Genomic DNA, 21,089 nt, shown 5'->3' with positions numbered 1-21,089 from the left:
ATACATTTGCCCGCTGTAACACACTGCAAATAACGACGGAATGTTTTTGAAATACAAATGCCTGATTATTTTGTTGCTTTTCCTCACCGGAAACATGATGACTGAGGCGCAGGAACTTATTGCCCCGACCGACACTGTGATGGCTGTCGTGGGCGATACGATCGTACCCGCCGGACAGGATAGTGTGCTTGCCTTGGACAGCGTTCCCAAAAAGCAGGCGGGTCTGGACGCTCCGGTCTCTTACCAGGCGAAAGACTCCATTATCATGACGGGGGCGAACTGGGCATATCTGTTCGGGGAAAGTAACGTGAAGTACCAGCAGATCGAACTCCAGTCCGATAAAATCGAGATGAATATGGATAGTAGCCTCGTCTATGCCACGTTCGGTCTCGACTCGATCGGTGAAGAATTCGGCTATCCGCTCTTTAAAGACGGTGACCAGCAATATGAATCAAAGACTATGCGTTATAATTTCGGTACGAAGAAGGGATACATCACGGATGTGATCACGCAACAGGGCGAAGGATATGTGACGGCCGGACGTACCAAAAAGATGGATAACGATGTCCTGAATATGGTCGGCGGACGTTATACGACTTGCGACGAACATGATCATCCCCACTTCTATATCCAGATGACGAAGGCGAAAGTCCGGCCGAAGAAGAATATCGTGACGGGGCCTGTCTATATGGTGTTTGAAGATGTTCCGCTTTATCCGATCGGCCTGCCTTTCTGTTTCTTCCCATTCTCAAGCTCTTATTCTTCGGGTATTATCATGCCGACTTTCGGGGATGAAAGCTCGCGTGGCTTTTACCTCCGCGATGGGGGGTATTATTTTGCTTTAAGCGATTATATGGATCTGGCGCTGACCGGTGAAATCTATACGAAAGGTTCTTGGGGATTGTCTGCACGCTCTTCCTACCGCAAGCGGTATAAATATTCGGGTAGCTTCAATGCTTCCTATCTGGTTACCCGCTTGGGCGACAAAGGGCTTCCCGACTATAGCCTGTCGAAGGACTTCAAACTGAACTGGACACATTCGCAGGACCCGAAAGCCAACCCGTACCGGACTTTCTCAGCAAGTGTGAACTTTGCGACCAGCAGCTACGACCGTAACAACCTGAACAGTTTCTATCCGGGCTCGCAGGGATTTGCAGATGCAAACCAGAATACCAAAGGGTCCAGTATCAGTCTTACACAGCGTTTCCCGAACAATCCGTTCAGCCTGTCGGCTACTATGAACGTGAACCAGCGCTCGAAAGACTCCACGATCTCGTTGACTTTGCCCGATATTACGATTACAATGAGCCGTATCTTTCCGTTCAAACGCAAGAATGCGGTCGGCAAAGAACGGTGGTATGAAAAGATTTCCATGAGTTACAACGGTTACCTGCGTAACAGTATCGATACGAAAGAAGACAAATTGTTCAAGTCGAGCTTAGTGAAGGACTGGCGGAATGCCATGCAGCATCAGATTCCGGTGAGTGCGACTTTCTCCTTGTTCAAATATCTGAATATCTCCCCGTCGTTCAACTATACCGAACGTTGGTACACCAATAAGGTGGAGAAAGCATACGATATGCAGAAGAAACAGGTGGTTGCGCGTGATACGACCTACGGTTTCTACCGCGTATTCGATTACAGCACTTCGGTTTCGGCTTCTACTACCTTATATGGTTTCTACAAACCGCTGCCGTTTTTGGGGGATAAGGTTAAGATGATCCGTCACCGCTTCGAGCCTTCGGTAACCTTGAGCTATACGCCTGATTTCGGAGCCTCCAAATATGGTTTTTGGAAAGACCTTATGTATGAAGACCAGTTTGGACAAGAGCAACATGTCTCTTATACTCCGTTCGAGAGTGGAATGTTTGGTTATGCTCCCAACGGGAAGTCGGGGAGCCTTAGCTTCCAGCTGGATAACAACCTTGAAATGAAGATCAAGTCGGATCGCGATTCGACGGGTGAGCGTAAGATCAGCCTGATCGATAAGTTGTCGCTGGGCATGAGCTATAATATGGCGGCCGATTCATTCAAATGGAGTGACTTGAGCGTAGGCTTGCGCCTTAAGTTTTCAAAGAGCTATACCTTGAACCTGAACGGGACGTTCGATACGTACACCTATGGTTATGATAAATCGACCGGGACAGTCCGCCGCCTGGATATCCCGCGTTGGCAGGCCGGTAAGGGGATCGGACGTTTGCGCCAGACCGGAACGAGTTTCTCTTATACCTTTAATAACGATACGTTCGGCAAATTGTTCGGTAAGAAGGATAGCAACGGCGATTCCGATAATCCTCCGACTGATCCGAATGCATCTAACGATCCTGAATTCGAACAAATCTCTTCGGGGGAAGACGGTGAACAGGGTAAAACCGAGGGTGGCCGTTTGCGTGGCGCAAAGAAAGAGACGGGCGAATATGATTCGTATGGTTATATGATCAATAAAGTGCCCTGGAGCCTTTCGTTCAGCTATAGCATGCAATTGCGTTATGGAGACTTTGATCCGAACAAACTCGAGTATAAGTACAAGTTGACGCATGCGTTGAGCTTTAACGGCAATATCCAGCCGACGAAGAACTGGCGTTTTAACTTCAACGCCACCTATGACTTTGACACGCATAAGATCTCTTATATGACTTGTAATATAACCCGTGACCTGCATTGTTGGCAAATGACAGCCAGCTTTGTTCCGGTGGGCCCGTATAAGTCCTATACCTTTAATATCGCTGTAAGTTCGTCTCTGCTGAAAGACCTGAAATGGCGCCAGAGCAGCAACTATCGTGACGGACAGAAATGGGATTAATAAAATATCACCATTCGATAGGAGTCTGTCCGGTTGCGATCAGATAATCGTTTGCTTTGCTGAAATGCTTGTTCCCGAAGAACCCGCGGTAAGCGGATAGGGGAGACGGGTGGGCCGATTTCAGGACCAGGTTGTGGGAGGCATCGATGAAAGCACCTTTCCGCTGCGCATAGGAACCCCACAGGATATAAACGATATGGCTCCGCTCTTCTGCCAGACGGTGGATTACGGCATCGGTAAATTCTTCCCAGCCTTTATTCTGGTGTGAGCCGGCTTGGTGTGCACGAACGGTCAGGGTTGCGTTGAGAAGCAAGACGCCTTGGTCTGCCCATCGGAGCAGGTTTCCGGTCTGCGGAACAGGTTTGCCTAAATCGCTTTCGATTTCTTTGAAGATGTTGACGAGCGACGGGGGAAAAGGAGTCCCGTCCTGGACGGAGAAACAAAGTCCGTGTGCCTGCCCGGGTTCGTGATAGGGGTCTTGTCCGAGGATGACCACTTTGACTTTGTCGAACGGGCAATGTTCGAACGCACTGAATATGCAGCGACCGGGAGGATAAATGGTTCTTTGGCGGTATTCTTCTTTAACAAATGTGATCAACCGGTTGAAATAGTCTTTTTCAAACTCTGAACTTAGTCTCTCTTTCCAGCTTTGTTCTATCTTGACGTCCATATCGGTAATTGAAAATTGAAAATTAGAAATTGAAAATTATCTTTGTCACGCGAATATCAGAAATAATTATCAATAATCCATCCTTAATTTTCAATTTTCAATTTTTAATTTTCATTTAAATAAGGTACATACCGGCAGCGCGTGCTTCGCGGCGCATTTCTTCCGGCCATATACTTGCCTGGATTTCCCCGATATGGGCTTTACGCAGGTAGAACATACATAGGCGGCTCTGTCCGATACCTCCGCCGATGCTCAGGGGTAGTTCGCCGTTCAGCAGGCGTTTATGGAAGTATAGTTCTTTCTTTTCTTCTGCATTGCAAATCTCCAGTTGGCGAAGTAGCGCATCTTTATTCACGCGGATACCCATAGATGACAGTTCCATCGAGCGGTTCAGGACTTCATCCCAGACGAGCAGGTCGCCGTTTAACCCGACTTGTCCGTTTTCGGCAACTGTCGACCAGTCGTCGTAGTCCGGGGCACGCCCGTCGTGTTTCTCTCCGTTACTTAACTTGCAACCGATACCGATGATGAATACGGCTCCGTATTCTTTTGTGATCGCATCTTCCCGTTCTTTCGGCGTGAAAGCCGGATATTTCTGTAACAAATCTTCGGAATGTATGAAATGGATTTGCTGCGGAAGCGTCGGACGGATTTCCGGGAACATCTCATAGACTAAATATTCGGTGCGGACCATAGCGGCATAGATGCGACGCACGATCTCTTTCAGAAATTCCACATTCCGTTCTTCGGCTCCCATGACGCGCTCCCAGTCCCACTGGTCGACATATAAAGAATGGAGGTTCCCCAATTCTTCGTCGGACCGGATGGCGTTCATGTCGGTATAGATACCGTAACCTTTTTCGATTTGATAATCGGCGAGAGTAAGGCGTTTCCACTTGGCAAGCGAGTGGACGATTTCTGCCTTGGAATCATCCAGGTCCTTGATCGGAAACGTGACAGCGCGTTCTGTACCGTTCAGGTCATCATTAATACCCATCCCTTTTAAAACGAACAATGGGGCGGTGACGCGCCGTAGCCGTAATTCGGAAGACAGGTTTTGCTGGAAAAAGTCTTTGATCTTTTTGATACCCATCTCGGTCTGCGATAAGTTCAATAAAGCCTTATATCCTGCTGGTTTAATTAAGTAGCTCATATACTTGTTGTGCTTTATGTTTGTAAATAATGCGTGGCAAAGATACAAATTAATGGCAAAATAGCAATTGTGCGCCTTTTTTTATTTGCAAAATGGAAGTGATTGTCGATAGGTAGCTTGCAAAATATCAAATGTAATCTTTTTTTGCCCGTTCATTTGTTTTCCTGCAAGATTATATATACTTTTGCGCTGTCTTTGGTTCGGTAGCTTAGCTGAATAGAGCGTCAGATTCCGGTTCTGAAGGTCGTGGGTTTGAATCCCACCCGGATCACAGAAGGACTTCCAAGTGCTGGAAGTCCTTTTTTTTATTGGCTTACGCGTAAACTTTTCTTTTTTGTTCATGTTTTATAAATAAATAATTAATTAAGAACAAGGTTTATGGCAGTAGTTTATAAATTTCTTTTTCCTTCCAAGCCGGAAGGAAATGCGTTTTCCCTTTTTTTGTTAGCATTACGTATTCTCTTTGGTGTATTGCTGCTTTCACATGGTGTTCAGAAATGGATGAATTTTAGTGCTATGTCTGGATCTTTCCCGGACCCGCTGGGTGTAGGGAGTACGTTGTCGTTGGGACTGGCTATTTTCGGAGAGGTGTTTTGTTCCGTGGGGTTTATCTTCGGGGCGTTCTATCGCCTGGCTCTGATCCCAATGATCTTTACGATGGGGATGGCCTTCTTTGTGATACATGCGAATGATCCCTTTGCTATAAAAGAATTGGCCTTTATTTATCTGGTGGTATTTATATTGATGTATATAACGGGACCGGGTAAATTTTCTATCGACCATATCATATCTTCTGCATTATCGAAAAAGAAACGGTGAGGTTTTGTACTAGCGAAACTATATATGCATCCGGAAGGAAACAAAAAAGGCGGGATTTATTATTCCTGCCTTTTTGTTGTGTTAGCCTTCTCTTAAAAATAGTGGGAGAATAAGGTGCTTTTGTGTTGGTTGGGAAAATAAAAAAAGCAACCATGTAATCATGATTGCTCTTAAAAAGAGGTGGGCGTTGACGGATTCGAACCGCCGACCCTCTGCTTGTAAGGCAGATGCTCTGAACCAGCTGAGCTAAACGCCCGAATGTGAAATCATTTTGGTAATGAGTGGGCGTTGACGGATTCGAACCGCCGACCCTCTGCTTGTAAGGCAGATGCTCTGAACCAGCTGAGCTAAACGCCCAAAGTGAAATCAATTCGTTATGAAAGGTGGGCGTTGACGGATTCGAACCGCCGACCCTCTGCTTGTAAGGCAGATGCTCTGAACCAGCTGAGCTAAACGCCCTTTCATTAATTCATTAAGTTTAATACGCTCTATCTCTCTAAAGCGCTGCAAAGATACGGCTTTTTTTATTACCTCCAAATATTTTTGAGAAAAAGTAGAAAAAAACTTCATCTCTTCCTATATGTATTAAGATTTATAGTAACTTTGCAACTCCATATTAATAATGTATATGATATTTTCGACACTGACAGCAATTTCGCCTGTAGACGGGCGATACAGAAATAAAGCCGAGAACCTGGCGGCTTACTTTTCAGAGTATGCGCTCATTAAATATAGAGTGCAGGTAGAGATCGAGTATTTTATTACTCTGTCTGAATTTTTACCGCAGCTTCGTGCGTTAGCGACTGTGGAGAATAAAGAAGCTTTGCGGAAAATTTACCGCGAGTTTTCGGTTGAGGACGCTACCCGTATTAAAGAGATCGAGAGTGTGACAAATCATGATGTAAAGGCAGTTGAATATTTTATCAAAGAAAAATTCGATTTGTTGTCTTTGCAGAAGTACAAGGAATTTATCCATTTCGGATTGACTTCCCAGGATATAAACAATACATCTGTTCCATTGTCTATCAAGGATGCACTGAATGAAGTGTATTTCCCCGGTCTGCAGGAGGTAATCGATATGTTGAAGAAATATGCTGAAGACTGGAAGGATGTTCCTATGTTGGCCAAAACACATGGACAGCCGGCTTCTCCTACCCGTTTGGGCAAAGAAGTGATGGTGTTTGTCTACCGTTTGGAACAGCAGGTGAAGCTGTTGAAAGCGACTCCTGTTTCTGCAAAGTTCGGCGGAGCAACCGGTAACTTCAATGCACATCATGTGGCTTATCCTGAATATGATTGGAAGGCGTTTGGAAATAAGTTTGTGAATGAAGTGCTGGGACTGAGCCGTGAGGAATGGACTACACAGATTTCCAATTATGATAATGTGGCTGCTGTTTTCGACGGGATGAAACGCATCGATACGATTTTGATCGATCTGTGCCGTGATTTCTGGCAGTATGTTTCTATGGAATATTTTAAACAGAAGATCAAAGCTGGTGAGGTGGGTTCTTCTGCCATGCCGCACAAGGTGAATCCGATCGATTTTGAAAACGCAGAGGGTAATTTGGGAATGGCAAATGCTATCCTGACGCATCTGGCGACTAAGTTGCCGATTTCACGTTTGCAGCGTGACCTGACAGACTCTACAGTCCTTCGTAATGTTGGCGTGCCGATGGCTCATATCGAAATCGCATTCAAAAGTTTAACAAAAGGGCTGGGTAAGTTGTTATTAAACGAAAAAGCATTGTACCGGGATTTGGATAATTGCTGGGCTGTAGTGGCCGAAGGAATTCAGACTGTTCTTCGTCGTGAAGGATATCCGAAACCTTATGAAGCATTGAAAGCCTTAACCCGTACGAATGAAGGCATCACAGCCGCATCGATCAGTAATTTCATCGAAACGCTGCAGGTGAGTGATGCTGTTAAAGCTGAATTAAAGGCGATAACGCCGCATAATTATACAGGTATTTAGTGAGAAACAATGGGTAGCCGTGAGGTTACCAAGTAGTTAATTATCATTTAATTTACATCAAATGAGCACAGAAGAAAGAGATGAATCTCAACCGCGTCCAAGAAAGGTGATACCAAGTATCAGACGGGAAAACACAGACCAGGATTCTGAAAGAAGACCTTACAATCAAGGTTATAACAGACCTGAAGGAAACAACTATGAACGGAGACCATATAACCGTCCTAACCGGGATGACCGCGGAGGTTATAATTCTTATGGGGACAACCGCTCTTCTTATGGTGACAGACCGAGTCGCCCACGTACGTATGATAACCGTGATGGCGGTTACAATAAACCGTATAACCGCGATAATGGTGGAAACCGTAGCTATGGTAACTCTAATCGTGAAGGTGGCTATAACAGCAGGCCTTCTTATGGCAGTAATCGCTCTTATGGCAACAACGATCGTCCTTCTTACGGTAGCAGCGATCGTCCCTCTTACGGCAATGATCGTTCTTATGGAAACGACCGCCCGTACAATCGTCCGTCTCGTCCGAACTATGAAGACAGAGGAAAGGCTTATTCAGCCACTCCGTCCAGTGATGGCGTTTCGGGTGATGGTGTAAAGAAAAGAAGGCCGCGTGTTGGTGATACCCGTGTAAGCTCGCCTTACGACAACCGCGATAATCGTGGTGGAGGCAGACCTTCATTCGGTAACAACAACCGTTATGGGAATAGTGGTGGAGGACGTGGAGGCTACAACAACGGCAGACGTCCGAACAATAATCGCCGTACCGGTGATTACAATCCGAATGCCAAGTATAACTTCCAGAAGCAGTTGAAGTATAAGGAAGTGTTGGCTGATCCGAATGAGCCGATCCGTTTGAATAAGTTCTTGTCTAATGCAGGTGTTTGTTCACGTCGCGAGGCAGATGAATTTATCCAGGCAGGCGTTGTTCAGGTAAATGATCAGGTTGTAACCGAATTGGGAACGAAGATTACCCGCCAGGACAAGGTGTTGTTCAAAGATCAACCGGTTCAGATCGAAAGTAAAGTGTATATCGTTCTGAATAAGCCGAAAAACTGTGTGACAACCTCTGATGATCCTCAGGAACGTCTGACGGTTATGGATTTAGTAAAGAACGCTTGCCAGGAACGTATCTATCCGGTGGGTCGTCTGGACCGTAATACGACAGGCGTACTGCTTCTGACTAACGATGGTGATCTGGCTTCTAAGCTGACGCATCCGTCATTCAAGAAGAAGAAGATTTACCATGTGTGGTTGGACAAGAACGTTTCTATTGAAGATATGGAAAAGATCGCTAACGGGCTGGAGCTTGAAGACGGAGAAATCCATGCTGATGCTATCAGTTATGCAAGCGAAGATGATAAGAGCCAGGTCGGTATCGAGATCCACTCAGGACGCAACCGTATCGTCCGTCGTATTTTCGAATCGCTGGGCTATCATGTGGTTAAACTGGACCGTGTATATTTTGCCGGTCTGACTAAAAAGAACCTGGGACGTGGAAAGTGGCGTTATCTGAACGAACGTGAGGTGAACGCGCTCCGCATGGGTGCTTTTGAATAATATGGAGTTTAGCCGGTGGAAAAGCCGGCTAACTTGTTTTGATTACCTAAGAATAAAAATATAAACATGGAAGCAATTAAAAGAACAAAGATTGTAGATGTGCTGAAAAGCGATGCTTTCGGTACGACCGTTAATGTGAAAGGTTGGGTGCGTACCCGCCGTGGTAGTAAACAGGTTAGTTTCATAGCCCTGAATGACGGTTCTACAATAAATAATGTTCAGATCGTTGTAGACGTGGATAAGTTGGGCGAAGAATATCTGAAGCCGATAACAACAGGTGCCAGTATCAGTGTAAACGGTACGTTGGTGCAGTCACAGGGTAAAGGACAGAATGTGGAGATCCAGGCTACTGAAATAGAAATTTACGGTTCTGCCGATCCGAATACTTATCCTTTGCAGAAGAAAGGCCATTCGATGGAATTTTTGCGTGAGATCGCTCATCTCCGTCCGCGTACGAATACATTCGGTGCAGTGTTCCGTATCCGTCATAACATGGCTTATGCCATTCATAAATTTTTCCATGACAGAGGGTTCTTCTATTTTCACACGCCGCTGATCACGGCTTCTGACTGTGAAGGTGCTGGCCAGATGTTCCAGGTGACAACCATGAACCTGTACGATCTGAAGAAGGATGAAAACGGGTCTATCATTTATGATAACGATTTCTTTGGCAAGCAGGCGAGCCTGACTGTTTCCGGACAATTGGAAGGTGAATTGGCTGCAACGGCTTTAGGGCAGATTTATACGTTCGGTCCGACTTTTCGTGCAGAAAATTCCAATACGCCGCGTCATTTGGCCGAGTTTTGGATGATCGAGCCGGAAGTGGCATTCAATGATATTCTGGATAATATGCAGCTGGCGGAAGAGTTCATTAAGTACTGTGTACAATGGGCTTTGGACAACTGTATGGATGATATCAAATTCCTGAACGATATGTTCGATAAAGGTTTGATCGAACGTTTGCAGGGAGTGCTGAAAGAAGATTTCGTTCGCTTGCCTTATACGGAAGGAATCAAGATTCTGGAAGAAGCGGTTGCAAAAGGACATACATTTGAATTCCCTGTATATTGGGGTGTCGATTTGGCTTCTGAGCATGAACGATTCCTGGTTGAGGACCATTTCAAACGTCCGGTAATCCTGACAGACTATCCGAAAGAGATCAAAGCTTTCTATATGAAGCAGAATGAAGACGGTAAAACGGTTCGTGCCATGGATGTATTGTTCCCGAAAATCGGTGAAATCATCGGCGGTTCCGAACGTGAAGCGGATTATGATAAGTTGATGAACCGTATCAATGAAATGGGTATTCCGATGAAGGATATGTGGTGGTATCTGGATACTCGTCGTTTCGGTACAGTGCCTCATTCCGGTTTTGGTTTGGGTTTTGAACGTTTGTTGCTGTTTGTGACAGGTATGACAAATATTCGCGACGTGATTCCTTTCCCGCGTACACCGAAGAATGCAGATTTCTAATTCCGTATGGAACTGAAAAAATAAAAACTCCGCATAGTTCTGAATGTTCTATGCGGAGTTTTTTTATTTAATCTTCATCTTCGAGATCGATTGGAATCTGCCGTTTGAATGCTTCCTTGAAGGAGATCAGCGATTCGGTTCGGGCAAGGCCCAACGGCTGCAATTTATTATGGATAATGCTTAATAAATGCTGATTATTCTTTGCATATATCTTTATAAATAAGTCGTATTGCCCTGTTGTGTAATGACATTCAACTACTTCCGGGATTTCTTTCAGTGCTTCCGTAACAGATGGGAATTGTCCGGGAGATTTGAGGAATAAGCCCATATATGCACAAGTCTCATAGCCCACTTTCGTATTGTCGACGATGAATTCAGACCCTTTGATTACACCCAGATTAGTGAGTTTTTGTATGCGTTGGTGTATTGCAGCACCTGATACATTACATTCCCGTGCAACTTCGAGGAAAGGCATACGGGCATTGCCTATGATTAGTTTTAATATCTTCTCGTCGAGTTCATCCAGTTGATGGTGTGCCATAATTTATGTATATTTGTATATCTGTATTATCAGTGTCTTACATTCTTAATACAAATATAAATAATATCTAATGATTAACCTCTATTTTTTAGTGGAATATTTTAGTTTGTAAGTTCCTTTTGTAATAATAATCATCAATTTTGTAGTTTTATGAGTTTACAATCAGTAGTAGTAGTATGCCGGCCTGTAAAAGATTTTTTAGATCCGGTATTGGACTTGATAGAGAAAACATATACGGAATCTTTTCCGGAAGTAGAACGTCGTGACTTCTCTCTTGTTCGCGGTTTGGTAAAGGATGAACCGAAATTTATTGTGTATGCATTGTCAAGGGAGAACCGCTATGTGGGTTTCATTACCGGTTGGCTTTTCGATGGTTATACCTATGCGGAGCATTTTGCGATCGATCCGTCTGCCCGTAATGGTGGAATCGGGGCTGAGGCTATGAAGCAATTTCTGGCTTTCTGCGGGACTCCGGTCGTTTTGGAGGTAGAAATGCCTGTTGATGAGATGAGTAAACGTAGAATCGGTTTTTATGAGCGTCTGGGCTTTAAGCTGGATAATCATGTCTATCACCAGCCTCCATACCGGAATGGTGGAGAATGGCTTGAGATGCGGCTTATGACGTATGGAAATATAGATCTGGAGCATTCTTTCGAGCAGGTGAAGAATTGTTTGCACAAGAATGTCTATGGAGTGAAAGACTTCTAATCGGAAACAAAAGGGCAATAAAAAAGGCGGGATAAAAACCCCGCCTTTTTTGTTTTGTATATCCTGAGATTACTCAGCTGCCTGACGGGCAGAATAACTAATCTTCAATGCGTATGCTTCACGAAGCGCCTGCTTTACGTCTGTGATCAGACCCATCTTTGTTTCCTGATCGGCCTTGATAGATACAGTCATAAACGGCTGGTCTTCTTCTTTCATACTGGATTTTTCCTGAGCAATGTAGTCCTGAATTTCAGCTACTTCAGCAAACTTGTCGTTCAACTGCAAGCGGGCTTCAGAACCCATCTTCGCCTGATATTCCTGAGTCGGCTTTCCTACATAGATGAATGTAACCAACGATTTCTTTTCCAGCTTCTGAAGTTCAGTAGCCTGTGGAGCGCGGAATTGCACCATCAATGTTACTTCACGCATAGATGTTACCATCATGATGAAGAACAAGAAAGCGAACACCAAGTCAGGTAATGATGACGTATTCAATTCGGGCATTTCACGTCCGCCCGCTTTACTAAACTTTCCCATTACTTCTTATCTCCATAATTTTTAGGTTCTGCTTCAGAAATCTTTTGCGGATAAATCTGCTGCACAGCCTTTTGTTGATCTTCTTCCAGATCTGCGAATGCTTTTCCGAATTTCTTTTTGGAAACATCATCACGCAGTTCATTATATGCTTTTGCCAATTCGTTCTGAACACTGATATAAGCCTGATATTCAGTACCACGGTCATTCTGTAAAGAAATTACGTGTTTTTTAGCAGTCATTACTTTTCCGAAGAAAGGAACGTCCTCTTCTACTTTTTCGGGCTTATTAGCGTCGTTGTACGGATTATCAATAAAATCTTTAACCTTGTCTTTCAATTGCTTGATGTCAACAAACTGGTCGCCGCAGAGAATCTGATTACTACTGTTGATCAATACAACTAGCAAGTTTCTCTTATTTACATCGACCTGTTCATCCTTCTTTTGATCTTTAGGCACAGGAGGCGGCAAGCGTCTTGCCAAACCTTTATCTGTATCCATGGATGTAGTAATAAGGAAGAAGATAAGCAACATGAAAGCAATATCGGCTGAGGAAGATCCATTGATACCCGGTGTCTTTCTTTTCTTACCCATTTCTTTCTTGTTTAATCGAATTCGTTATTACTATTATTTATTGATCATTCTTTTAACGGAACCCCAAATAACACAAGCGACGATCAGAACCAACAGAACTACTGTTGTCCAAATCCACATATCTGTAATTTTCAACCAGCCGGCTGTGTTAAATTCTTGAGAATCTGCATTCAATCCTTGTAGCGGAGTGGCATCGCCTATTGAATAAGTGATGAACAATACGGCAACAAAAGCTACAACAACAATCAATGAGGTAATAGCTGATTTTGGATTAGATGTCAGCAATGTGACAAACTGCCAGATTGCAAACAGCACCATGCTTATGATCGTAATAAAGAATAATGCAGAGGTCCAGTTGAGCAACAGGCCTGTGTATACATATTCTATCATTTCTTCTCCCGGATTCGTAATTCCTCCGCCGAAGAACATACCCAGTACGACAATACTGATAAGCGATACTATCAGCAGTGTCCAACTGGACATTTTTCTTATTTTAGTAACTGCCATAGTTGTTTGTTATTTTTTGAATTTGAGGTTGTATTTGATAACTAAGTCCAGCAAAGTGATAGAAGCATCTTCCATCTGGTTCAGGATAGCTTCCAATTTGCTCAACAAATAGTTATAGAATATCTGAAGGATCAAAGCAACGATCAAACCACCTACAGTTGTGATCAAAGCCACTTTCATACCACCAGCTACAACCGTCGGGCTGATATCACCAACCTGTTCGATTTTATCGAACGCCATGATCATACCTACTACAGTACCCAAGAATCCTAATGACGGAGCCATTGCGATAAACAATGTGATCCAAGACATGTTCTTTTCCAAAAGACCGCCCTGAACACCACCATAAGAAACGATAGATTTTTCAACTACATCGATACCCTGGTCGATTCTCATCAAACCCTGATAAGCGATAGAAGCGATAGGACCTCTTGTGTCACGAGCGATGGCTTTTGCACCTTCTACATCACCTTTATCCAATGCATCTTCGATACCTTTCAGCAATTTGCTGGAATTAGTTTCAGCCAAGTTCAGATAAATAATTCTTTCCAAGCAGAAAGCCAAACCGAAAATCAATGCGATAGCAACCAAACTCATGAAGTTGGCACCACCTTCGATAAACTTAGTCTTCAATGCCTGGTACATACCACCTTCAACTGCGGCTGTGGCAGCTTCTTGTGCGAATGCTACAGAAGAGATTCCAAGAGCACATAAACTCATGAATGTTTTTGCAAAATACTTTTTCATTGTGTGTTTAATTTTTAAGATTAATAATTCTCTTATTTGTTTTTATTTTTTTGTTATTAATAATCATCATGGTATCTTAAAGCGGAGAGAGCGGGATTCGAACCCGCGAAACCCTTTAGGAGTTTACACGCTTTCCAGGCGTGCCTCTTCAACCACTCGAGCATCTCTCCAAAAACAAGTCACCGCTTTTCTAAAACGGGTGCAAAATACGAAAAAAATCGCATATCCAAACGTTTCAGTGCACAAATCTATAGTTTTTGCCTGACATATGCACAATATCTGACAGATAAATTTTGAATACGCGTTAAAATATCTCACTATATCGGTTTATTCTCGATTTTAAATAGTTTTAGAGCATTTTTTCTTGTTGTTTCAACGGTTTCTTCAAGCGTCAGTCCATAGGTCTGGGCTACTTTTTCAGCCGTTTTCCAGATGTAGGCCGGCTCGTTCCTTTTCCCCCGGTAAGGGACAGGAGCAAGGTAAGGAGCATCTGTTTCCAATACTATTTTATTGATGTCTGTTTGACGGATTATTTCCGATAGGCGGGAGTTCTTAAATGTAATAACCCCATTTATTCCGATTCTGAAATTTTTTAGTTTATTTATTTCTTCCAACTCGGTTTCATTGCCGGTAAAACTGTGAAAGACTCCAGTGAGGGCATCGGCTCCCACTTTATATAAAGATTCGAAAACTTCCGGATATGCTTCACGGGTGTGGATGGCAACTGGCAAATTGAGATCGAGGCTCCATCTGAGCTGCTCTTCGAATACCTCTTTTTGCTCTTTCAGATATGTTTTGTCCCAGTATAAGTCTATGCCTATTTCTCCTATTCCGCAGTAAGTTCGTTTGCCGAGCCACGACTCTGTCTCTTTTAAGTTTTCAACATAGTGCCCGTCCACACTGGTCGGATGCAAACCCATCATCGGATAGGCGAAATCAGGATAACGATCGCATAAATCGTGCATCCGCCCGATGGTGGTCGTGTCGACATTCGGAAGGAGCAATGTGTCTATGCCTGACTCCTTGGCGGCAGTGACTAATTGGTCCTGCTCCGGGTCAAAATCTTCTAAATATAGATGATTGTGTGTGTCGATCAGTTTCATATTAAGACTGGCGGTTCATTAAACGGGCGCTGACCTCTTTCAGGATGTTCAGCCTTTGTGGAGCGACGCTTAACGAGGCAAGGCACTTCATCGCCTGATTATAATATGTATGTATTTTTTCTTCAGACAACTCTTTTAGCCGCAGCTGGTCGTAAATAGCTGTTACGGCGGCGATCTTCTCGGCCGGATCGAATGTCTTTTTGCCGATCCAGCTGTTCAGTTCGGCTTTCTGCGTATCCGAAGCACGATGGAAAGCATTGATCAGCATACATGTCTTTTTGTTACAGAGTATATCTCCTCCTATATTTTTGCCGAACGTGGCCGTGTCGCCGTAGACATCCAACAGGTCGTCCTGCAACTGAAAAGCCAGTCCGATATTGATGCCGAACTGATACAACGCTTCTGCGTCTGCTTCGGGAGCATTTCCCATAATGGCCCCCATTTTCAGGGCGCAGGCAAGCAATACAGCTGTTTTTAACCGGATCATTTCTATGTATTCCGCTTCCGTCACATCCGTCCTCGATTCGAATTCCATGTCGTACTGCTGTCCGCCGCATATCTCGAGCGCCGTAATGGTGAACAGATTCAATATATCTTTTAATGATTCAGATTCCGTTTCGCCGATCAGTTGATAGGCCGCGATCAGCATGGCATCGCCTGAAAGGATGGCTGTGTTGGCATTCCATACTTTATGTACGGTCGGTTTGTTTCTTCTTTTATCGGCTTCGTCCATCAGGTCGTCGTGCAAAAGAGTGAAGTTGTGGAATACTTCGAGCCCTAATGCCGGTTTGATTGCTGCATCTACATTTTCCTTATATAGGTTGCACGCCATGAGTACGAGTGCCGGACGGATTCTTTTCCCACCCAGTGAAAGGATGTATTCGATGGGATCGTATAAACTCTTGGGAGGATAGGTGAATTGAAGTTGAGCTATTTCCTGCTCTATCTTCTGAAGGATATCATTAAAAGCGAACATAGATTTTTTGTTTAAATAAAAAAGGCTGCGATTGAAGCAGCCTTTTTTGTCATATTTACATGTTATTATTGCAGTCTGAAAGTAACAGGCACTGTGTATTTAACACGTACGGGTTTACCTCTCTGTTTACCCGGTGACCATTTCGGCATGCTGTTGATCACACGGAGAGCTTCTTTATCCAATGAAGGGTCTACTCCGCGGATAACTTCTGCATCTACAATAGAACCGTCTTTGTTGACCACAAACGAGCAGGATACGCGACCCTGAATACCGTTTTCCTGGGCAATAACCGGATATTTGATAGATTTTGCCAGGTATTGCAACAAAGCACCCTGTCCACCCGGGAATTCGGGCATTGTTTCTACAACCGTAAAGATCTGCTGTGAAGATTCTTCTTCTTCTTCAACTACTGCTGGAGGCGTATAGGCTTCAACCTGTGCCGATGATGCATCGTCTTCCGAAGAAATGATCTCGACATCGTCCAACTTGACGTCATCTTCTACAACGTTTAATACTTCTGCAGCTGCAGGTGCAGGGGGTGGCGGAGGAGGGGGAGGAGTATCCTCCGGTCTCGTGATTTCAACTTCTTCTTCCGCGATGATATCAGCAACGCCCTGATCTTGGACGATTGTGATCTCACGGTCGCTCCATTCGAAGCCAACGAACAGTACTGCAAGTCCGACGATCATACCCATCAGGATACCCATCGTCTTACCTCTTTCCAGGTCCGCTTTTGGTGATTTCTTAACTTCCATATCTCTTAATGTTTAAAGATGTGTTTTTCTTTTGCGACAAATATACGGAGTTATTTTTTAAATCCGAATAATTCGTATTAAATATACGCTATTTTTACTTTTTTTTTGACTGGGAATAAAAATAATAGCTCTCATATACCTTTTTCGGCTTTTTCCCGTTTCTGTAATTGGGACGTATATACCCGTATTTATTTATCTTTGTATGCATTTTACCAGAGAAATATGAGAAATATTCTATTTATACTCTTCTTTTCCTTTTTGTTGGAGTCTGTAGTCGCACAAACCGGCGACACCGGATATACCTTTCTCCGTTATCCTTCTTCGGCAAGGGCCAATGCGATGGGAGGCAATACGATGTCTTTGATCGAACGGGACCCTTCCCTGATTTTTCATAACCCGGCTTTGTTGGGAGCCGAGATGGATAAAATGGTCAATCTGAATTATCTGAATTACATATCGGATATTAATGTCGGCAGCGCCCTTTTTACCAAGGCGTATAAGGAAAAAGGCGCCTGGGGTGTGGGAGCTTCGTTTTTCAGCCAGGGAAAGATACGGGGAATGTCGGAGGAAGGTCTTCCGACGGGCGATTTTACGGCAAAGGATATCAGTTTGAACGGTTTCTTTTCGTATGACCTTTCCGAGCGCTGGCGTGGCGGGGCTTCGTTGAAGTTTTTGTATTCGGGCATCGGGGATTATACGTCGATCGGGTTGGCTGTCGATGCCGGCTTGAGCTATTATGATTCTGAAAAAGGATTCTCTTTCGGCTTTGCTTTCAAGAATATCGGTGCGCAACTAAAGGCTTATGAAGACGAGCGCCAGAAAATGCCCTGGGATATCCAGCTGGGAATCACCAAGCAGATGGCGCATGCACCGATTCGCTTGTCGCTCACCGCGCAGTATCTGACGAAATGGAAGATCGATTACATAGACGATAACGATAAAGAATATACAGGGGATAATTTTTTCAAATCTTTTGTGAAACACTTGGTGATCGGTGTCGACTATGTTCCTTCCGACAACTTCTGGCTCGGTATCGGATATAATCCTAAAACGGCATTGGATATGAAATTGCAGGGCGGGAATGCCTTCGCCGGTTTCTCCGGTGGTGCCGGTGTGCGGATTAGGATGTTCGACGTGGGCTTTTCCGTTGCCAAATACCATCCTTCGGCCCTCTCCATGATGCTGAGCATCTCCACTACGATTAGCGATTTTTGATGCGTTTTTCCTCTCTTTTTTCTCCTTTCTGTAATTGCTTATAAAGCAACCTATTGGAGTTTCCTCACCAAGGAAACAAAAGTTTCCCGTGCAGGGAACGCGAGTTCCCCAGGCAGGAAACGGCAGTTCCCTCGGCAGGAAACGACAGGAAAACATACCGGATTGCCGGGATGTTCTTATTGGGTAACGGTAAAAGTTTTATCTTTGCATTCCCTATACATTAATATATATATGTAGCGATGAAAAAAATAATTATAGCGATAGACGGTGTCTCTTCCACGGGGAAGAGCACGATGGCAAAAGATTTGGCAAAGGAACTGGGATATACCTATATCGACACCGGAGCCATGTACCGGGCGGTTACGTTGTACAGTCTGCAGCATGGATTCTTTATGGACGGGGTAATCGATGAAAACAAATTGCAGGACGCTATGGGCGATATCGATATATCTTTCCGTTTTAATCCGGAAACCGGGCGCCCCGACACCTATCTGAACGGTGTGAAAGTGGAGAAGGAGATCCGCGGGATGGAAGTCGCCAACCGGGTAAGCCTGATCGCGGCCCTGGGGTTTGTACGCCGTGCGATGGTTGCCAAGCAGCAGGAGATGGGAAAAGCGAAAGGGATCGTGATGGACGGCCGGGATATCGGCACGGTCGTTTTCCCGGATGCGGAACTCAAGATTTACGTGACAGCCAGTCCGGAAGTGCGTGCTCAGCGGCGTTTGGACGAACTGAAAGCCAAAGGGGAGGCGGCTTCTTTTGAGGAAGTCCTTGAAAATGTGAAGACACGCGACCATATCGACATGACGCGTGCCGAGAGCCCTCTCCGCAAAGCAGACGATGCATTGGAACTGGATAACTCGTATATGACGGTTGCCGGGCAGAAGGCTTGGCTTTTGGAACAGTATAAGAAGGTAATCACAGCGGAGTAGCCATGATAGAAGTCGAGATAGATAAAGGTTCCGGTTTTTGTTTTGGTGTGGTGACAGCTATCGAAAGTGCCGAACGTGAACTGAAAAATACGGACAGGTTGTATTGTCTCGGGGACATCGTGCACAACAGCCTGGAAGTGGAACGGCTCGAGGAGTCGGGACTGCGGACGATCGAGCACGACGAGTTTACCCGCCTGAAAGGCGAAAAGGTCTTGCTTCGGGCACATGGAGAGCCGCCGTCGACCTACGAGATTGCCCGGCAGAACAACATCACGATCGTAGATGCGACCTGTCCGGTGGTGCTCCAATTGCAGCGTAAGATCCATAAATGTTATGTGGCTACGCGCGATAGCCGTACGCAGGTTGTGATCTACGGAAAGAAAGGGCATGCCGAGGTGAACGGTTTAGTCGGGCAAACGGAAGGCACTGCTGTCGTTATCGAGAAGGTGGAGGACCTCGACCGTCTTGATTTTAACCGGAACATCTGCCTGTTCTCACAGACGACCAAGTCGTTGGACGGGTTCCGCGAAGTAGTGGCTGAAATCCGACGGCGTATTGCGGACGGAGTTCAATTCGAATATTTCGATACGATCTGCCGCCAGGTCGCCAACCGGTTGCCGAACATCAAGACGTTTGCTTCCAGGCATGATTGGGTGTATTTTGTTGCCGGAAAGAAAAGTTCCAATGGTAAGATGCTGCTGGAAGAATGCCGGAAGGCAAACCCGAACATGGTCTTCATCTCGGAGGCGAAGGAAATTACCGAACCGCTGCCGGAGGGTGTGAACAGTGTCGGTGTGTGTGGAGCTACATCCACTCCGAAATGGTTGATGGAGGAAGTGGCTGTGCGTATCCGTGAGTTGAATGCCAACCGCTGACTTTTCGGGTTAAGATTTGATGAAGTTTTGGAAAATAGACAGCTTTTTGGCAAATAATTATTACTTTTGCCGCGAACATATAAAATATAAGACGCTATGTCTGCAGTTAAGTGTATTGGCATTTTAACGTCCGGAGGTGATGCTCCCGGAATGAACGCTGCCATTCGTGCAGTGACACGTTCCGCTATTTACAACGGAATGTCCGTTAAGGGTATCTATCGTGGATACAAAGGTTTGATAACCGACGAAATTGAAGATTTCAAGACTCAGAACGTAAGTAATATTATTCAGCGTGGCGGTACTATCCTGAAGACGGCCCGTTGTGCAGAGTTTAAGACACCGGAAGGCCGTAAGCAGGCCTACGACAAACTGATGGAGCATGGTATCGATGCCTTGGTTGCCATTGGAGGTGACGGAACACTGACAGGTGCCCGTATCTTTGCCCAAGAGTTTAATTATCCGATTGTCGGCTTGCCCGGTACGATCGATAATGACTTGTATGGCACGGATATTACGATCGGCTATGACACGGCATTGAACACAATCATGGAGTGTGTCGATAAAATCCGTGACACGGCAACCTCACATGACCGTTTGTTCTTTATCGAAGTGATGGGACGTGACGCGGGTTTCCTTGCCTTGAACGGTGCGATTGCATCGGGCGCCGAAGCAGCTATCATCCCGGAAATCTCTCTTGAGAAGGACCAGTTGGCGGAAATGATCGAAAACGGTTTCCGCAAATCCAAGAACAGTAGTATCGTGCTGGTGGCGGAAAGCGAAGTGACCGGTGGCGCTATGGGAGTTGCCGAACGTGTAGAACGCGAATATCCGCAGTTCGACGTACGGGTTTCTATCCTGGGACACTTGCAACGTGGTGGTTCGCCGACGGCACAGGACCGTATTCTGGCTACTCGTATGGGAGTGGCTGCCGTCGATGCATTGCTGGATGACCAGCGTAACGTGATGATGGGTATCCAAAACGATGAAATTGTTTACGTTCCTTTCTCCAAAGCAATCAAGAATGACAAACCGATCAATCGCGATCTGTTGAATACGCTTCGTATTTCTTCTATTTGATTTGTCATTAACAAGCATATAAAAAGCCCCGCGAATATTTCATTCGCGGGGCTTTTTATATATAGAATC

The 21,089-nt window shown here is 45.0% G+C and carries 20 protein-coding genes and 5 tRNA genes; 11 read left to right on the top strand and 14 right to left on the bottom strand.

The genetic code is table 11. From position 1 onward, the window contains the following. The first annotated feature begins 40 nt into the window (after positions 1 to 40). Positions 41 to 2,803: a putative LPS assembly protein LptD gene (locus ACPYIV_RS12185; RefSeq protein WP_293734623.1), complete on the top strand. Its 2,763-nt coding sequence runs from the start codon at positions 41 to 43 to the stop codon at positions 2,801 to 2,803. 7 nt (positions 2,804 to 2,810) lie between these two features. Here ACPYIV_RS12185 and ACPYIV_RS12180 read toward each other — a convergent pair whose 3' ends face one another. Next, positions 2,811 to 3,473, bottom strand: coding sequence for a uracil-DNA glycosylase (locus tag ACPYIV_RS12180; RefSeq protein WP_425883223.1), 663 nt, complete (start codon positions 3,471 to 3,473; stop codon positions 2,811 to 2,813). A 115-nt stretch (positions 3,474 to 3,588) separates the two neighbouring features. Further along, positions 3,589 to 4,626, bottom strand: coding sequence for an aspartate--ammonia ligase (asnA, locus tag ACPYIV_RS12175; protein WP_293741041.1), 1,038 nt, complete (start codon positions 4,624 to 4,626; stop codon positions 3,589 to 3,591). Between the two features lie 197 nt (positions 4,627 to 4,823). Between asnA and ACPYIV_RS12170 the strand changes: the two genes are divergently transcribed. Further along, a tRNA-Arg gene (locus tag ACPYIV_RS12170) sits at positions 4,824 to 4,897 on the top strand. Positions 4,898 to 5,004: 107 nt separating this feature from the next. After that, positions 5,005 to 5,445 carry a DoxX family protein gene (locus ACPYIV_RS12165; RefSeq protein WP_293734626.1) on the top strand — a complete coding sequence of 147 codons (441 nt, stop codon included), beginning with the start codon at positions 5,005 to 5,007 and terminating at the stop codon, positions 5,443 to 5,445. Between the two features lie 181 nt (positions 5,446 to 5,626). Here ACPYIV_RS12165 and ACPYIV_RS12160 read toward each other — a convergent pair. The 3 genes from ACPYIV_RS12160 to ACPYIV_RS12150 form a co-directional block, all read right to left on the bottom strand. Continuing rightward, positions 5,627 to 5,701: transfer RNA gene (locus ACPYIV_RS12160), tRNA-Val, on the bottom strand. A gap of 26 nt (positions 5,702 to 5,727) precedes the next feature. After that, positions 5,728 to 5,802, bottom strand: a tRNA-Val gene (locus ACPYIV_RS12155). A 27-nt stretch (positions 5,803 to 5,829) separates the two neighbouring features. Continuing rightward, positions 5,830 to 5,904: transfer RNA gene (locus tag ACPYIV_RS12150), tRNA-Val, on the bottom strand. Between the two features lie 169 nt (positions 5,905 to 6,073). Between ACPYIV_RS12150 and purB the strand changes: the two genes are divergently transcribed. The 3 genes from purB to asnS all read left to right on the top strand — a co-directional run bounded on the left by purB (position 6,074) and on the right by asnS (position 10,457). Beyond that, positions 6,074 to 7,417 carry an adenylosuccinate lyase gene (gene purB, locus ACPYIV_RS12145; RefSeq protein WP_425883221.1) on the top strand — a complete coding sequence of 448 codons (1,344 nt, stop codon included), beginning with the start codon at positions 6,074 to 6,076 and terminating at the stop codon, positions 7,415 to 7,417. A gap of 61 nt (positions 7,418 to 7,478) precedes the next feature. Beyond that, on the top strand, positions 7,479 to 8,984 hold the full coding sequence (locus ACPYIV_RS12140; protein ID WP_293740618.1) for a pseudouridine synthase: 1,506 nt from the start codon (positions 7,479 to 7,481) through the stop codon (positions 8,982 to 8,984). Positions 8,985 to 9,050: 66 nt separating this feature from the next. Continuing rightward, complete coding sequence (asnS, locus tag ACPYIV_RS12135) at positions 9,051 to 10,457, top strand: asparagine--tRNA ligase (protein WP_293734833.1); 1,407 nt, start codon at positions 9,051 to 9,053, stop codon at positions 10,455 to 10,457. Between the two features lie 67 nt (positions 10,458 to 10,524). Here the strand turns inward: asnS and ACPYIV_RS12130 are convergent, their stop codons facing one another. After that, entirely contained in the window at positions 10,525 to 10,998 is a 474-nt protein-coding gene (locus tag ACPYIV_RS12130; protein ID WP_008152579.1) for an Lrp/AsnC family transcriptional regulator, read from the bottom strand. A gap of 150 nt (positions 10,999 to 11,148) precedes the next feature. On the opposite strand from ACPYIV_RS12130, the gene ACPYIV_RS12125 reads away from it, so the two are divergent. Then, positions 11,149 to 11,706 carry a GNAT family N-acetyltransferase gene (locus tag ACPYIV_RS12125; RefSeq protein ID WP_425883217.1) on the top strand — a complete coding sequence of 186 codons (558 nt, stop codon included), beginning with the start codon at positions 11,149 to 11,151 and terminating at the stop codon, positions 11,704 to 11,706. Between the two features lie 69 nt (positions 11,707 to 11,775). Here the strand turns inward: ACPYIV_RS12125 and ACPYIV_RS12120 are convergent, their stop codons facing one another. From ACPYIV_RS12120 to ACPYIV_RS12085, 8 genes are all read right to left on the bottom strand, one after another. Then, complete coding sequence (locus ACPYIV_RS12120; RefSeq protein ID WP_293740615.1) at positions 11,776 to 12,243, bottom strand: ExbD/TolR family protein; 468 nt, start codon at positions 12,241 to 12,243, stop codon at positions 11,776 to 11,778. Next, on the bottom strand, positions 12,243 to 12,833 hold the full coding sequence (locus ACPYIV_RS12115; RefSeq protein ID WP_300761380.1) for an ExbD/TolR family protein: 591 nt from the start codon (positions 12,831 to 12,833) through the stop codon (positions 12,243 to 12,245). Before ACPYIV_RS12115 ends, ACPYIV_RS12120 begins: the two co-directional genes overlap by 1 nt. A gap of 33 nt (positions 12,834 to 12,866) precedes the next feature. After that, positions 12,867 to 13,340: a hypothetical protein gene (locus ACPYIV_RS12110; protein WP_293740613.1), complete on the bottom strand. Its 474-nt coding sequence runs from the start codon at positions 13,338 to 13,340 to the stop codon at positions 12,867 to 12,869. 9 nt (positions 13,341 to 13,349) lie between these two features. Then, positions 13,350 to 14,087, bottom strand: coding sequence for a MotA/TolQ/ExbB proton channel family protein (locus ACPYIV_RS12105; RefSeq protein WP_293740612.1), 738 nt, complete (start codon positions 14,085 to 14,087; stop codon positions 13,350 to 13,352). Between the two features lie 82 nt (positions 14,088 to 14,169). Beyond that, positions 14,170 to 14,257 (bottom strand) — tRNA-Ser (locus ACPYIV_RS12100). A gap of 147 nt (positions 14,258 to 14,404) precedes the next feature. Beyond that, positions 14,405 to 15,190: a TatD family hydrolase gene (locus tag ACPYIV_RS12095; RefSeq protein WP_293740611.1), complete on the bottom strand. Its 786-nt coding sequence runs from the start codon at positions 15,188 to 15,190 to the stop codon at positions 14,405 to 14,407. Position 15,191: 1 nt separating this feature from the next. Then, complete coding sequence (locus tag ACPYIV_RS12090; protein WP_293733794.1) at positions 15,192 to 16,166, bottom strand: polyprenyl synthetase family protein; 975 nt, start codon at positions 16,164 to 16,166, stop codon at positions 15,192 to 15,194. Between the two features lie 65 nt (positions 16,167 to 16,231). Beyond that, positions 16,232 to 16,921, bottom strand: coding sequence for an energy transducer TonB (locus ACPYIV_RS12085; protein WP_293733795.1), 690 nt, complete (start codon positions 16,919 to 16,921; stop codon positions 16,232 to 16,234). A 222-nt stretch (positions 16,922 to 17,143) separates the two neighbouring features. On the opposite strand from ACPYIV_RS12085, the gene porQ reads away from it, so the two are divergent. The 4 genes from porQ to pfkA all read left to right on the top strand — a co-directional run bounded on the left by porQ (position 17,144) and on the right by pfkA (position 21,020). Continuing rightward, positions 17,144 to 18,136 (top strand): type IX secretion system protein PorQ, encoded by a 993-nt coding sequence (porQ, locus tag ACPYIV_RS12080; protein WP_293733796.1) that lies wholly within the window; start codon positions 17,144 to 17,146, stop codon positions 18,134 to 18,136. A 239-nt stretch (positions 18,137 to 18,375) separates the two neighbouring features. Then, positions 18,376 to 19,068, top strand: coding sequence for a (d)CMP kinase (gene cmk / locus ACPYIV_RS12075; protein ID WP_293733797.1), 693 nt, complete (start codon positions 18,376 to 18,378; stop codon positions 19,066 to 19,068). A 2-nt stretch (positions 19,069 to 19,070) separates the two neighbouring features. Beyond that, positions 19,071 to 19,943 carry a 4-hydroxy-3-methylbut-2-enyl diphosphate reductase gene (locus tag ACPYIV_RS12070; RefSeq protein WP_425883212.1) on the top strand — a complete coding sequence of 291 codons (873 nt, stop codon included), beginning with the start codon at positions 19,071 to 19,073 and terminating at the stop codon, positions 19,941 to 19,943. Positions 19,944 to 20,039: 96 nt separating this feature from the next. Continuing rightward, on the top strand, positions 20,040 to 21,020 hold the full coding sequence (pfkA, locus tag ACPYIV_RS12065; RefSeq protein ID WP_293733799.1) for a 6-phosphofructokinase: 981 nt from the start codon (positions 20,040 to 20,042) through the stop codon (positions 21,018 to 21,020). Positions 21,021 to 21,089 lie beyond the last annotated feature (69 nt).

The organism is Parabacteroides vesiculifaciens (genome assembly GCF_049860805.1).
Taxonomy (GTDB): domain Bacteria; phylum Bacteroidota; class Bacteroidia; order Bacteroidales; family Tannerellaceae; genus Parabacteroides.
The sequence above is the reverse complement of the archived record's forward strand: the minus strand, read 5'-3'. Positions and strand labels throughout refer to the sequence as shown.